At 34.9% G+C, this 15,995-nt stretch carries 7 protein-coding genes; 4 read left to right on the forward strand and 3 right to left on the reverse strand.

The features are described 5' to 3' along the window. The 4 genes from BT156_RS13370 (at position 1) to BT156_RS13385 (ending at position 9,551) form a co-directional block, all read left to right on the forward strand. Complete coding sequence (locus BT156_RS13370; protein ID WP_072410699.1) at positions 1 to 888, forward strand: cbb3-type cytochrome c oxidase N-terminal domain-containing protein; 888 nt, start codon at positions 1 to 3, stop codon at positions 886 to 888. Positions 889 to 1,170: 282 nt separating this feature from the next. After that, on the forward strand, positions 1,171 to 6,201 hold the full coding sequence (locus BT156_RS13375; protein WP_072410701.1) for a translocation/assembly module TamB domain-containing protein: 5,031 nt from the start codon (positions 1,171 to 1,173) through the stop codon (positions 6,199 to 6,201). 44 nt (positions 6,202 to 6,245) lie between these two features. Beyond that, entirely contained in the window at positions 6,246 to 8,570 is a 2,325-nt protein-coding gene (gene tamL, locus BT156_RS13380) for a translocation and assembly module lipoprotein TamL (RefSeq protein WP_072410703.1), read from the forward strand. A 51-nt stretch (positions 8,571 to 8,621) separates the two neighbouring features. Continuing rightward, the gene (locus BT156_RS13385) at positions 8,622 to 9,551 is read left to right on the forward strand and encodes a YihY/virulence factor BrkB family protein (RefSeq protein ID WP_072410705.1); all 930 of its coding nucleotides are present in this window, start codon (positions 8,622 to 8,624) and stop codon (positions 9,549 to 9,551) included. A gap of 57 nt (positions 9,552 to 9,608) precedes the next feature. Here BT156_RS13385 and argS read toward each other — a convergent pair whose 3' ends face one another. From argS to BT156_RS13400, 3 genes are all read right to left on the reverse strand, one after another. After that, positions 9,609 to 11,369 carry an arginine--tRNA ligase gene (argS, locus tag BT156_RS13390; protein ID WP_072410707.1) on the reverse strand — a complete coding sequence of 587 codons (1,761 nt, stop codon included), beginning with the start codon at positions 11,367 to 11,369 and terminating at the stop codon, positions 9,609 to 9,611. 85 nt (positions 11,370 to 11,454) lie between these two features. After that, positions 11,455 to 12,882, reverse strand: a complete 1,428-nt coding sequence (locus tag BT156_RS13395) for a SusD/RagB family nutrient-binding outer membrane lipoprotein (RefSeq protein WP_072410709.1) — start codon at positions 12,880 to 12,882, stop codon at positions 11,455 to 11,457. An 11-nt stretch (positions 12,883 to 12,893) separates the two neighbouring features. Then, positions 12,894 to 15,929: a SusC/RagA family TonB-linked outer membrane protein gene (locus BT156_RS13400; RefSeq protein ID WP_072410711.1), complete on the reverse strand. Its 3,036-nt coding sequence runs from the start codon at positions 15,927 to 15,929 to the stop codon at positions 12,894 to 12,896. Positions 15,930 to 15,995: the final 66 nt, after the last annotated feature.

Consider the following 15,995-nt stretch of genomic DNA (forward strand, 5'->3'; position numbering starts at 1 on the left):
ATGAAAACGAGAACCCCCATTTCAATATACATTGCTGCAACAATTGGCTTAACGATCATGGCATTCGAAATGTTTGCACAGGATTCAGGATATTTTTCTTCGCCTTTTTTCTGGGCATTGATATTGATCACCACTATCTTACTTCTCATCATGAATTCCATTGGAGACCTTGTTGAGAATGAAAGGTTCAGCAGGTTATCAGAAGAAGAGAAAAAAGAATATTTGAACGAAAAAAATATTCCTTACTATCAAAAGCTTTGGAATTCGGCCTTTAAAAAACAATCTGCAACCGAAGAAAAAGATATTCTGATCGATCATGGTTTTGACGGCATCACAGAACTTGATAATTCTTTACCCAAATGGTGGATTGGCTTATTCTGGTTCGGATGTATTTTCTGCGCAGTTTATTTATTTGCTTTTGCTTTTACAGACTATGCGCATCCCGAAGCTGAATTAAACAAAGAAACCAAAACCATGTTGGCATCCATCACAGAATATGAAAAAACAGCTCCACAGATCAATCTGGAAACCGCAAAATACAACGCAGACAACATTGCAGAAGGTGAACAATTGTTTAAAACCAATTGCGTAACCTGCCACGGAGACGGCGCAAAAGGAGGAATAGGCCCCAATCTTACCGACACTCACTGGATCAACATTAAAGAAAAAAGTTTATTTAAAAATGTATTCTGGATGCTTGAAAACGGTTCTCCCAATAATCCTGCCATGCGACCATTCATCAAAGAAGGAACTATCACAGGAAGAGATGCCGAAAAAATTGCGGCTTACATTTATCATATTAATCAGGAAAAAGCTCCTATTACTGAAGCTCAGGGAGGCGCCGCACCTCAGGGAGAAGAAGTAAAATGGGAAAATAACAACGAATAGAATTTACACAAAAATATAAACCATGCCATACCCCCTTTTGAAAACTAACATTTGAAATTTCATTTTTGCAAAACCTTTTCAACGAGAAAAAAATGATTAAAAAGGGGGTTTTTAAAAAATCAACTAAATCCTAGTCTTGGCTGTTCTTATCAACTAATTCACTTGACTAGCTAAACTAAATTCCATAATAGTCAGCCAAGGCAGGATTTTTGTATTCTCAAAGGGTACCACTCCAGATAATTTTTAAAATAGTATTATTATCTTTGTTTTAAACCCTATCACTTGAAATTTAAAATTAACACAAAAAAGCTTCTCAGGCGTATTGCAATAACCTTTATCTCAATATTGGTTTTGCTCACTTTGCTTATATTCAGCTTAAGGCTTCCGGCGGTTCAAAACTTCATTAAAGACAAATTGGTTGTCTATCTTGAGGGAAAAATCAAAACAAAAGTAAGCCTAGAAAAGGTTTATGTAGGGTTTCCAAACAGTCTTGTTATGGAAAATTTGTATTTAAAAGGCCAAAATATCGATACCCTTCTTGCCGTAAAAAAACTGGATGTGGGTTTAAATATGCTTAAACTTATCAATTCCACCGCAGATATTACTTCCGTAGATCTGGAAGGTGTTCGCGCGAATGTGGTAAGAAAACCGGACGGAAAATTCAATTTCGATTATATCATGGATGCTTTTGCTACAACTGACAAGGAGGAAAGCCCGTCAAAACCATTCATAATCTCTCTTGATAAAATTAATTTAAAAGATGTTGGCGTTACTTTCAACGATCAACAATCCAATAATGATATTCAATTATATTTCAAATCTTTCGACACCAGAGTTAAAACTTTTGATTTAACTAAAAATACATATGCCGTTAATAACATTAACCTTGACGGATTAAAATTAAAGCTTAAACAAGATCTCGTAAAAGAAGTTTCCAAAAAAGTGGAGAAAAAAGTGGATTCTCTGAACAATCAAAAACCAATGCAGATCGGGTTAAGAGGAATTAAATTAACCAATTTCGATATCGATTACGGAGACGACAATACCAAAACATTTGCAAAAGTTTTATTTAAAGAATTAAGTACAAAAGTCAACAAGCTTGATCTTGAAAACAATGCTTATAACGTTGGAAATGTATTTCTTTCGGGAGCAGACATCAACGCGAACTTATATCTTCCGGCACAAAATGCCAATCCAAAAAATACTAAAGAAGCTGAACCATCAACCAATTCCGACAAAGAAAAAGCAATGAAACTTCTTTTAGGAAAATTGGTTTTAAATGATGTAAAAGTAGCTTATAACAACACCGCGATCGCTCCTACAAAACAGGGAATGGATTTCAATCACATGAATTTCTCGAAAATGAATGTTGAGGTCCGAAGCTTTACAATGGAGAACAACACGTTCGCCGGAACTGTAAATTCAGCGGAAATTAAGGAAGCAAGAGGCTTGTATATTCAAAAATTCAATACGGATTTTGTGTATGGAGAAAAAGAAGCTTACCTGAAAGATCTTTATTTACAGACTCCAAAAACGCTTATTCGGGATGAGGTTATTTTAAATTATAACTCGATCGAACAATTAAGTTCAAACCCGGGAACAGTAAAAATTTCAGCGAATATCAAAGATTCTAAAATTGGATTTTCTGATATTTTAAATTTGGTTCCCACTTTAAGAAATACCGTTCCATTCAACAAATATCCGAACGCAATATTGAATGTAAACGCCAATGTAAAAGGAATTGTCAACGATCTTTTGATTCAGGATTTAAAGGTTTCAGGATTAGATCAGTTGCGCTTTGCCGCATCGGGAAGAATCAAAAATGCAATGAATCCTGACAATCTGTATTACGATCTGAGAATTGCAGAATTGTCTTCATCGGCAAAAACGATCTATAATTTAGTCCCGAAAAACACGATCCCTTCAAATATTTCTCTGCCTTCAAATTTCAGCATAAAAGGAACTGCAAAAGGTACAACGAAAGTCGTAGATACAAACCTTAACCTGTATTCTACCCTTGGAAACGCTGCCATTATCGCTCAAGTAGATATGCGCAGAAAAAACCATGAATTGTATGATGTGAAAGCCAATCTTCAAGGCTTACAGGTTGGAAAATTCATTCAGAATAAAGATATCGGACCGATCACTGCTCAAATTTCAGCAAAAGGTGAAAGTTTTGATTTCAAAAATGCAAACGCTGACTTGAAAGGTCACGTGGCATCGGCAGTTTACAAAGGTTATCGTTATCAGAACATGGATTTGACGGGGAAAATCAACCGTGGCGTCTACAATATTGTCTTAAACTCTAAAGATCCGAATGCTAATTTAAAATTAATTGCTTCCGGAGTTTACAACGAAAAAAATCCTACCGTAAAAGTAAACGGAGACATCATTAAATTAGACTTAAACAAACTTGGTTTCTATGATAAGCAAATGATCATCGGAGGAAAAATTGACGGTGATTTCACCAATCTCGATCCTGATAATCTGAACGGATATTTAAATCTTCAAAATTTTGCTTTTTCTGATACGAAAGAAGTCTATCCAATTCAGGAAGTTAATTTGAAAGCTTCTTCAACCAATGATTCAACCAAAATTATTTTCAACTCGCAGATCGCAGATGTTGAACTGATCGGGAAATATAAACTGACGCAGATCTTCGGATCTTTAGCCAACACAATTAATCAATATTATCAATTCCAAAAGCCCGGTAAAGCTCAAAAAATTGATGCAGGGCAGCATTTTACTTTTAATGCAAAAATTAAAAATGATGATCTGATCAGAAAGTTTGTTCCGGATCTGAAAAGTTTTGAAACGATCAATTTAGTTGGAAATTATGACGCAGATTCTCAGAAAATTGAGGTCGACGGACAGATTCCACAATTGCTGTACGGTGAAAATTCTATTGAAAACGCTTCATTAAAAGTCACGAATGAAAATCAGGCTTTACAGTATAATTTTGGCGTAGCTGCATTGAAAAGCTCAAGTTTAGCTTTAAATAAAGTGAATATCAACGGGGATGTCGCCAATAATATTATCAATTATAACATCACGACTAAAGACGAGAAAGATGTGACTCAATTCCTGATCGCAGGAAATGCAAAATCACTGAATGATATTACAGAAATATCTTTAAATCCGAATGGTTTAAAATTAAATTACAACGATTGGACGGTTGCTGAAGGAAATAAAATTCAGATCAGCAGCAAAGGAATTTTAGCTGATAATTTCAGACTTTCCAATGGTGGAAGCGAGATTTTATTACAATCCGAAACTCAATCTCCAAACAGCCCTTTAAATGTTTCGTTGAAAGATTTCAAAATTGAAACCATCACCGAGATTATTAAAAAAGACACGGTTTTAGCAAAAGGAACCATCAACGGAACCGCTCAGCTTCGAGATTTAACGAAAAACATGACATTCAATTCTGATCTTACTGTTTCAGATTTGTTCGTCTATGGAAATCCGGTTGGAAATCTTGCCGTGAAAGTTAACAATACCTCACCTAATCTTTTAAATGCTGATATTGCACTTTCCGGAAATGACAATGATGTGAAGATCTTGGGAGACTATAACACTTCTTCAAGCACATTTGACCTGAATATGGCAATCAACAAGCTTCAAATGAAGTCTGCACAAGGATTCTCGATGAACGCGATCACCAATACGGAAGGCTATCTTTCAGGAAATCTGAAAATTACGGGTAGTGCCGACAAACCTAATATTTTAGGAAAAGTAAAATTCAATGATGTTGGTTTAGAGATCGCAAAAACAGGAAGTGATTTCAGAAAACTGAATGATGAAATTGATTTTACAAGCAGAGGAATTGAATTTGATGCATTTAAAATAAACGATAAAGACGGAAATTCACTGGTTGTGGATGGACCGGTTCTTACTCAGACCTACAGAGATTTCGCCTTCAATCTGGATGTAAAAGCGAAAGATTTTAAAGTAGTGAATTCAGAAAAATCCAACGATGCGATGATGTACGGAATTCTTGCTATTGATGCAGGACTTCACATTCGCGGAAATTTAGATCTGCCAAAAGTTGACGGAAGACTGGCGGTTTCTGATGATACGGATTTCACTTTTGTACTTCCGCAAACCAGTCCATCACTGCAGGAAAGAGACGGAATTGTAGAATTTATCGATCAGGATCAGGTAGTTTTAAACAAAACCATCAAAGCAGATTCTCTGAAAGCTCAAAGCCGCATCAAAGGAATGGATGTGAGTGTAAATATCGAGGTAAGTAAAGAAGCTAAAATGTCGATTGTCATTGATAAAGCCAACGGAGATTTCGTAAAACTTCAAGGTGAAGCTGAGTTAACAGGTGGTGTTGATCCATCAGGAAAAACAACGCTTGTCGGTGTTTATGAAGTGGAAAAAGGATCTTATGAACTTTCCGTGAGTCTTCTGAAACGTAAATTTGATATCCAAAAAGGAAGTACCATTACGTGGACAGGCGAGCCGACCGCAGCAACAATGGACATCACGGCCGTATACAAAACCGAAGCCCCTCCTATCGACCTTGTAGAGCAACAGGTAAGCGGAGAAGACGCTTCGATACTGAATCAGTTTAAACAAAGAATTCCTTTCAATACTTTATTAAAAATGAAAGGTGAATTGCTGAAACCTGAAATCTCATTTGACATTACGACTGATGAAAAAAATAACGCTGTCTCATCAACAGTAACAGATATTGTAGACGCAAAACTTACCCAGCTGAGAACTGAAGAATCTGAACTGAATAAACAGGTTTTCGCCCTTCTCTTACTCAACCGTTTTATTGGCGAAAATCCGTTTGAATCCGGTGCAGGAATGTCGGCAGAAGCGATGGCAAGACAGAGTGTGAGTAAAATCCTTTCTCAGCAACTGAACAATCTTGCATCAGGTTTGATCAAAGGAGTTGATATTGATTTAGGTTTAGATTCTTCAGAAGATTACTCATCCGGACAAAAAAATACCAGAACCGATCTTAATGTTGGTTTAAGTAAAAAATTATTGAACGACCGTCTGAAAGTGACAGTTGGAAGTAATTTCGCCCTGGAAGGTGATGCCCGCCAGAATGAAAGCACAACCAATATTGCCGGCGATGTTACTGTAGATTACAGCCTTTCAAAAGATGGAAGATATATGCTTCGTGCGTATCGTAAGGATGAATATCAGGTGGCTCTTCAGGGGCAGATCATAGAAACGGGAGTTGGTTTTATCATCACTTTAGATTATGACAAATTCCGTGAGATTTTTCAGAAATCCAAGAAAGACAGACGTAAAAAAGAAAATAAGAATAACCAGGTGGTAGAATTTAAATAGACGCTAGATGCTATTAGACTTAATCACAGTGTTAAAATGTAAATATGAAAAGTAAATTTTATATATATTATAAATATTTGTTCGCTTCGGGATTTGCCGCAGTCAGTCTTTCGTGCAGCAACATAAAGTACCTAAAGGAAGGACAAATGTTGTATACGGGAGCAGAAGTAAAGATTGAAAACGACACCATTTCAAAGAAGGAAAAAAATGAACTTCAGGCTGCTTTGGAAGAAAATTTGGTTCCGAAACCCAACTCCACCATATTAGGATTACGTCCGAAATTATACTTTTACAACATCGCCAAAGAACCTAAAAAAGACAAAGGTTTTAATTATTGGCTGAAATATAAAGTAGGTGAAAAACCTGTTTTATTGGGAGATGTAGATCGTGAATTTAATAAAGATATTATTCAGAATTATTCTGAAAATAAGGGATATTTTAACGCAAAAGCTACGTACGATACTGTTTCTAAAAATAAAAAAGCACAGGTAATTTATACCGTAAGACCTGGTGCAAGATATTTAATCAGTAATGTTAAATTTCAACAGGATTCGACGCTTGTCAACAGAGAAATTCAGACTTTAACGAATAAAACCATCTTAAAAGCCGGACAGCCTTTTGATCTTGACGTCATTAAAAATGAAAGAGAACGAATTGATAATGCCTTAAAAGAAAGAGGTTTTTATTATTTCAGTGGAGATAATATTATTGTTCAGGCAGACAGTACGGTGAGTAAAACCCATAAAGTGGAATTGAATGTAAAACTGAAAGAAGATACTCCTGATTTGGCAACAGAGCAATTCAGCATTAATAATGTGATTGTTTTTCCGAGTTACAATATTCAGGATGTAAAAAAAGGAAAATACAGCGTTCCGATGAATCCGGACTCGCTTTCAAAATATGCTTATGAGGACATTTATGTAATTGATCCTCAGCATAAATTTAAACCGAAAATTTTCGACAGAGCATTATATTTCAAGAAAGGCGACTTATATAACCGCTCCAATCACAATCTTACGCTGAACCGTCTGATCAGTTTAGGAGTTTTTAAATTCGTAAAAAATGAATTTGTAGTTTCAGATTCTTTAAATCATAAATTTGATGCGTATTATTTATTAACACCGAGACAGATCCAATCACTTAGATTAGAAGCTTTAGGAAGAACAAACTCGGCAAATTACGCAGGTAGCGAATTAAACCTAAACTGGACGCACAGGAACTTCTTTAAAGGTGCAGAACAATTTAAAGCAGCGGTTTATGGAGCCTTTGATGTACAGATGGGCGGTCAGGAAAATGCAAAAAATATTTTCCGTGCGGGAGCTAACGTACAGCTTTCTATCCCAAGAATTGTTGCGCCGTTCCGTTTTAATTCTTCGAGTGCGTTTGTTCCGAGAACCAATATAACGTTGGGATATGAATTACTAAACCGTACAGAATTTTATAAGCTAAATAATTTTAATGCATCATTCGGATACGTCTGGAAAGAAAATGCGAGAAAAGAACATGATCTGAAAGTAATTGATATCACCCTTGTTTCTCCAGCAAATGTAACCGAAGCATTTTATGCACAAGCAACAACACCTGCAGCCTTAAGAGTTGTTGATCAACAATTAATTTTTGGCCCAACTTATACCTACACTTATACTAATACAATGCTTCCCAAAACCAATACGATCTATTATAAAGGAACGTTGGATCTTGCAGGAAATATTACCGGTTTGGTAACGGGAGCCAATGTAAAAAAAGATAAAGAGAAAGAAATCTTCGGTATACCATTCAGTCAATATACAAAAATTGAAAATGATTTTAGGTTCTATCATAAGTTTACGGAAAAGAGTTCGTTTGCCACCAGATTTATTGGCGGGATCGCTTATCCATATGGAAATTCGGAGTTTGTCCCTTTCTCTAAGCAGTTTTTCTCAGGTGGAAGTAACAGTATTCGAGCTTTCCGTGCGAGAACTTTAGGGCCGGGAAGTTTTGATCCCAGAACGATTCCGAAAGGAACATTATTAGATCAGTCAGGAGATATTAAATTAGAATTAAACGCAGAATACCGAGCCAATTTATATAAATTTTTAAATGTTGCCGCTTTTGTAGATGCAGGAAATATTTGGCTGTTACATGATGATACTTCAAGACCTGGTGCTAAATTCTCAAAAGATTTTGCAAGCGAAATTGCAGTCGGAGCCGGAGTTGGTCTGAGACTTGATTTCTCTATCCTGGTTTTAAGATTAGACCTGGCAATGCCTTTGAGAGTTCCTTATTATGAAAAAGGCGACCGTTGGGCATTCGACAGAATTAATTTTGGAGATCCAAGTTGGAGAAAAGATAATCTCGTATTGAATATCGCAATCGGATATCCTTTTTAAATTCGGGATTTTCAGTTTGTCTAATTTTTGGGATCATTTTAAACAATTCTTATGACAAAAAACGCAAAATTTTTCTGGGAGGTTTTAAAAGAAACTTTCGACGAATGGAATAACTCCAACGCATCGCGAGATTCTGCGAGTCTTGCCTATTATGCTATATTTTCTATTCCGGGCTTGTTGATTATTATTATTTGGATCGCAGGTAATTTTTTTGGTGAAGAAGCAATTCGTGGAGAAATAAGCAGCCAGATCAGCGGAATCATGGGCGCTGAGGTTTCAAAAAGTGTAGAAAGCATGATTGCCGGAGCTTTAATTGACAAACAAAATATCTTCATGAAAATAGTAGGGATTGGTTCCTTAGTTTTTGGTTCCACTACTCTGTTTTTCCAGCTTCAACATTCATTAAACAGTCTTTGGGATGTACAGTCTGCACCTAAAAAAGCTTTAATTAAATTTCTTCTAGACCGAGCCAATTCACTAGGAATGATCTTGATAATCGGTTTTTTATTAATGATAACCATGATCTTATCTTCATTGATAAGTGTTTTCAATAATATAATCACTAAATACTTTGGTTTTGAGACTTATTTACTCGTTGAATTGGTGAACTTTGGAATTGGGTTTGGATTGGTAATGCTGTTATTTGCATTAATGTTTAAATTTCTGCCTGATGTACAAATCAGTTGGAGACCTGTTTGGAAAGGTGCTTTTTTAACGACTGTTTTATTTACATTAGGCAAATTTTTATTGAGTCTTTACTTTGGAAATTTCAAACCTACCTCTGCTTTCGGAACAGCAGGAACAGTGATTTTAATCATGATGTGGATCAATTACTCCTGTATGCTCGTCTTCTTCGGAGCCGAGTTTACAAAAGTTTACACCTACAAAAAAGGATATAAGATCACTCCATCAAAACACGCAAAATGGAGCGCAGCAAAACTTTACGAAGAAAGTCATAAAAATCAGAATCCCAAAGTCTGAATCTGATTTTAAACACATAAAAAAAGCCTCTTGAAAAATTTCGAGAGGCTTTTATTTTTACATTCTGTTTACTGTTCCTATTCCCAGCAACCCTAATGATTTCTGTATTGTTTTTGCCGTTAGATCTGATAAATTCAAACGGAATTGTTTTAAACTTTCATCTTCCAGTTTTAAAACCTGATTACTTTGATAGAATGAATTGTAAGATTTAACCAAATCATAAACATAATTAGCAACTAAAGCAGGACTTAATGCTTCTGCAGCTTTTTCCACTATGCTTTTATAGTTCGCCAATAAAATAATTAATTCTTTCTCAAACTGGTTCGCATCTACAGCAACAACTTCTTTATATTCGTAATTCGCCTTCGTCAATAAAGATTGAATACGAGCATATGTATATTGAATAAAAGGACCTGTGTTTCCATTAAATTCTATACTTTCTTCCGGATTGAACAGCATTTTTTTCTTAGGATCAACCTTTAGCATGAAATATTTTAACGCTCCCATACCAATGGCTTCGTAAGAAACTTCTTTTTCCTCTTCCGAAAGATTTTCAAGCTTTCCAAGTTCCAGAGTCTTTGTTTTTGCGGTTTCATACATTTCCTGCATCAATTCATCAGCATCAACCACCGTTCCTTCACGGGATTTCATTTTTCCGTTAGGAAGTTCTACCATTCCATAAGACAAATGAAACAATTGATCTGCCCAAGAATATCCTAATTTTTTCAGGATCTTAAATAAAACCTGGAAATGATAATCCTGCTCATTTCCTACCGTATAAATTAATTTCTGAATATTATTTTCTTTAAAACGCTCAACTGCTGTCCCTAAATCCTGCGTCATATAAACTGAAGTTCCGTCTGAACGCAACAATAATTTTTGATCTAAACCTTCATCCGTAAGGTCACACCAAACAGAACCATCTTCTTTCTGATACAAGACACCTTTATCCAAACCTTGTTGAATAAGGTCTTTTCCTAAAATATAAGTATTGCTTTCATATTGAACCTGATCGAAATCAACGCCTAATCTTTTATAAGTTTCGCTAAAGCCTTTATAAACCCAAGAGTTCATTTCCTTCCACAGATTTCTTACTATCTCGTCTCCACTTTCCCAATCCAACAACATTTTCTGAGCTTCAACAATCAAAGGAGCATCTTTTTTAGCCTGATCTTCAGTTGAACCTTGAGCAACCAATTCAGAAATTTCTTGTTTGTAGTTTTTATCAAATTCTACATAATAATTTCCTACGAATTTATCTCCTTTTGTATTGGTCGTTTCCGGAGTTTCGCCTTTTCCAAACTTTTCCCAAGCCAACATTGACTTACAGATATGAATTCCTCTATCGTTAATAATCTGGGATTTAATCACGTCATATCCTGCTTCATTAAGAATCTGCGCAACAGAAAAACCTAATAAATTATTTCTGACATGTCCTAAATGCAACGGTTTATTGGTATTAGGAGAAGAATATTCTACCATCACCGCAGAATTTTTCTTTTCTATTGTTGAAAAACCTTCTGTTACAGATCTAAACTGATCTACGAAGAATTGATTTTTAACTTTAACATTAAGGAAACCTTTAACCACATTAAAACTATCCAAAAGTTCTGTCTGTTCTGTCAATGCTTCGCCTAATTCCACCCCAATACTTTCGGGATTTTTTTTCAATTGTTTTACTAATGGGAAAGTCACGATGGTAAAATCTCCTTCAAATTCGGTTTTATTTTCCTGAACTTCCAGATTGATATCCTTCAACTGATATACATTTAAAATAATTTCTGAAAGTTTTTCTTCTAATATATTTTTGATATTCATCTTACAATTTTGAAGTACAAATATACGGAAATAAAAAAACCGCCCGAAGGCGGTTTTAATATGAATGTTACAATATACATGGACATTAAAATTTATCCCAAAATAGTTTTGTCGTTGCTTTATCACCGCCTATTTTATTGGCAGCTGCAGTAACGTTTGCTCCATTTAACACATACTCCTGATCAGAATATGGCATTCTAAATGGAACAGAGGATAGATTAGATTTTGGTGGATTAACCAAAGTTGGGGCATCCAAACGTCTAGTAAAATTCCAACAAGCAAAACCTCTGTTAAACATCGCTATCCAAGCTTGAACGCCAATAGATTGCTTCCAATTTGAAGCATTATATGGATGTGCGGCCAAATAGGTTGTTGTACTGATCGGATCTACACCATTTTCATTCATCGATGCAGTAACAGCTAAATTATAAAGATTAGCTGCTGTATCTCCAGCAGAATAACCTCTAGCAGCCGCTTCTGCTTTTAAGAAAGCTACCTCCGCATAGCTCAATAAATTAGATGATGTAGTAGAAGATCTAAAATAAGAGCTTAATTGAGAATAGTCTGTATATGGATCGTTTAAGTCACCAAAAACGCCTCCTTTATATACCCCATTAACTTTAGTAAACCACACATTCATTCTTGGATCTGACAAGCTTTTCATTGTATTGATTACCAATTCACTAGGAACAAAATCATCTCTACCAGTTTCTAAATTATCAAAAACTGGATTTGTAAATGTACTTCCGTCATATTTAAATTTATAAGCTTCAAGATCCGAAGAAATAACACCCGCAGCAATAGCTGATTCTGCAGTAGATTTTGAAAGTACAGGATCTTCATCAGCTAAATTCATTGCCATTCTAAGTTTTAATGAATTTGCAAACTTCATCCACTTTGACATATTTCCAAAATACACTAAATCACTTTTTTCATAGCTGTTAGCTGTTAAATTAATTTTTGTAACAACATTATTTAATCTATTAATTAAATCAACATAAATTATTTTAGCATCATCATATTTTGGAGAAAAAACACCATCTGTTATTTTAAATGCGTCCGAATAGGGTACATCGCCATAAGTATCCACTACATTTTCCCAAACAAAAATTTCTTCAATTTCTAAAATTGCTAATTTATTTGCTTTTACTTCTGGAGTATTAACTTCTTTTTCAAGATTTATTTTCGCTTGCTTAATATTATTAAGAGAGTAAACATACATTCTATTAAAATGATTACGTGGCTGATTACGCGTAACTAAATCATATTGAGACTCTTGTGGATACTGAGTTTCAGCCCATTGCTGCGTAAAAAATCTATAATTATTAAAATTCACACTCGGAGTATCCATATAATAAGATGACTGAAATTGTGCAGTCGCCAATAAATTATCAGAAGGTAAAACTGATGGGTGCTTTGGATCTTCATTAAGCGATGTTAGATCACTTTGACATGAGACTAAACCAACTACTAATAAAACACTATATAGAGTTATTTTTAAAATATTTTTCATTTTTAAGTAATTTAGAATTTAAACGTTACATTCACTCCTACATCTCGTGTTGTTGGCATTGAACCAATAGACCATCCGTAAGAATTAATCCCACCACCTATCATTGCTTCAGGATCTGCGTGAGGTAGGTTTTTATGGATAATCCATAGGTTTCTTCCTACAATAGAAAATTTCACATCATGTATTTTAGTTCCAGCTAATACAGATTTAGGAAGTGTATAGCCTATACTTGCTTCTCTTAGTTTTATGAATGAACCATCATATACAAATTCACTGGATGGCTGAGTTTCATAACCATAATTACTCCCCGTACTATTTTGTGATAAAGCAATATTATTTGGAGAACCATCAGGTAATACTCCTGGAAGAACAACTGGTTTATCTCTATAATCTCCAATTGCAGATTCTTTATAAAGTCCTGTATCCATACCATAATACATATCGGTAGAAAATACATCACCTCCTTTACGCATATCAATTAAGAAACTCAAAGAAAAGCCTCTATAATTAAAACTATTTCTTATACCTCCAATCCAATCTGGTGTTGTATTTCCTATAACTTGATTAGAATTTGTCTGATAAATCCCTGTGCTAGGATCAATTAATTTTTGCCCATTCAAATAAACATAATCCGAACCAATTAAAGTTCCCCAAGCTTCTCCAACTCTTGCATTTAAAGAAACACCTCCTTGGAAACTATTAAGAAGTAGGTTAGTAATTCCAGGATAAAGATCTACTACTCTGTTTGTATTTTTAGACCAGTTTACATCAATATTCCAATTAAAATCTTTTGATTTTATTGGTACTAATCCTAATTGAACTTCATATCCAGTATTATCAATTCTACCTGCATTAATTACTTTTCCTGTTACTCCTGTGCCAGAAGAAACCGGAAGTGTAATAATTTGATCTATTGTTTTTGTTTTGTAATAGGCAAGGTCTAATGTAATTCTATCCTTTAAGAAATGCATTTCAGTTCCCACTTCAAATTCTTTTGACCTTTGAGGTTTTAAATCTTTCTCTGATTGCGTGATTATAGATTGATAAATACCAACACCATGCGCTGTAGCTCCTGTAGCTGGATCATTAGCTACTCCAAAAATGCCAGCAGAAGTATAATAATTTGCCAATTGATATGGATCCGCGGTCCCACCAACTTCAGCATAGTTGGCTCTTAATTTCCAGAAGTTCATCCAATTCTTAGTTTTCAATATTTCAGAAAGAATCAAAGATCCTGTAATTGAGGGATAATTATAAACATTATTTGCCGCTGGTAAAGTAGAACTTTGATCAATTCTCCATGTACCATCTAGGTAAAACATTTTATAAAAATCAAAAGACGCTGTAACATACCCAGAATTTGTTTGTGTTGTGAATAGCTGCTCATCTGCGGCTAAAACATTTCCTCCCGAATTTGTTAAAGCATAAATACCTGGTACAACTAATCCACCCTCGGTAGATGCATATGTAGAATTCAAGTGATTTCTTCGAATATTTCCTCCAACAACACCTGATACATTAATATCATCTGTAATTTGAAATTTATAGTTAGCCATTAAATCATAGTTAGTTTCTGTTCTTGTAACATCTCTCCTGTCATAACCGGAAGAAACATTTTTCCCAGATCTCCCAAAAGCCTGGGATACAGATCCATAAGCCAATCTATTCTCTGCAAATAAATTTGATCTGTCATAAGAAACTTTTCCCGTAACAGAAACATTATCTAGCAAATCATACGTTACCTGTGCATAAGTAAAGTTTCTAAACCTTCTATCTGTAGAATAATTTTCATACGCTTGAAAATAGGGGTTATTCCAATATGCAGGAGTTCCATTTGTAGCTGATTTTCTATTCCAACTGACATTTCCATAGTTATTAGCAACACTAGCAATAGCAGGATTAACATTAGCAAAATATGCTCTTTCTTGCTCCTTTAAATCAACATTGGTCTGCCACCATTGTCTGAAACCTGTAACAGTATTATCACTATATCCAGTTACACTACGTCCCTTTGTATCCTGCAATGTCATTGTAGAATAGAAAGAAGTATGCAATTTAGGTGTTAAATCATAATTTACTTTTAAAGAAAAATTATTTTTATTGAGATGAGAATTAGGCATTAGCCCATCTGACATCATATTATCATACGTAAAACTAATATTTTTACCTTTTTGCCCTTTTTCTAATGTCACACTATTTGTATAGGTTGTAGGATTATTAAAAAAGCTAAGGGGACCGTTTTTAGCAGCTACCCAAGGCGTTGCTTTTTTATAATTAGGAGATGTTGGATCATAGGCGTCCCATTGATACACTGATAAATTTGGATCAAATTTTGGTCCCCAAGAAGCATCAGCCCCAAAATTAGCATTTGCTATTCCATTAGCACCTTGTGAACCAAATTTTTGGGAATAACCTGCGCCATATCTTGTCTGATAGTCCGGAAAAGTAGATTTGTCTATAAAACCAACCTGTACTGAAGAAGATAAGGTAACCCCCCAAGAACCATCCTCTTTTCCTTTACCATTCTTAGTTGTAATAACAATTACTCCATTTAAACCTCTTTCCCCATATAAAGCAGACGCCGCAGCCCCTTTTAATACATTAATTGACTCTATATCTTCCTGATTAATATCAGATAAAGCATTCCCATAATCAACATTGTTTTCCTGAGTATAAGTATTATTAACAGGTGAACCATCTATAACGATTAATGGGTTACCACCTCCTAATGATTTAACACCTCTAATTAGTAAATTAGAAGAGCCACCAAAATTATTACTCGTAGTAACATTAAGACCTGCCACCTTACCAGATAATTGCGAAGCAATATTCCCTGTATTTGTTGTACCATCAGAGAGCGCGCTTGCCTTTATTTCTTGAGAAGCATACCCAAGAGATTTTTTCTCTCTCTTAATACCCAAAGCCGTAACTACAACACCTTCAATATCTTGCACTCTTACCGTATCTTCTTTCTTTTGTTGTGCATTAGCAACAACTAATGATGAAGACAATACTAAAGTAAGAACACCTGAAGTTATTTTTTTCATTCTATACTATTTTTCGTTTACTGACAAAATTGAAAAACCCTGTTAAAAAAAACAAAAAATAACGGA

The organism is Chryseobacterium limigenitum (genome assembly GCF_900114875.1).
GTDB lineage: Bacteria > Bacteroidota > Bacteroidia > Flavobacteriales > Weeksellaceae > Chryseobacterium > Chryseobacterium limigenitum.

Bases quoted from the DNA above. Each gene is read 5' to 3' on its own strand.
- argS (WP_072410707.1), bottom strand. From the start codon at position 11,369: ATGAATATCAAAAATATATTAGAAGAAAAACTTTCAGAAATTATTTTA.
- BT156_RS13370 (WP_072410699.1), top strand. From the start codon at position 1: ATGAAAACGAGAACCCCCATTTCAATATACATTGCTGCAACAATTGGC.
- BT156_RS13400 (WP_072410711.1), bottom strand. From the start codon at position 15,929: ATGAAAAAAATAACTTCAGGTGTTCTTACTTTAGTATTGTCTTCATCA.
- tamL (WP_072410703.1), top strand. From the start codon at position 6,246: ATGAAAAGTAAATTTTATATATATTATAAATATTTGTTCGCTTCGGGA.
- BT156_RS13385 (WP_072410705.1), top strand. From the start codon at position 8,622: ATGACAAAAAACGCAAAATTTTTCTGGGAGGTTTTAAAAGAAACTTTC.
- BT156_RS13395 (WP_072410709.1), bottom strand. From the start codon at position 12,882: ATGAAAAATATTTTAAAAATAACTCTATATAGTGTTTTATTAGTAGTT.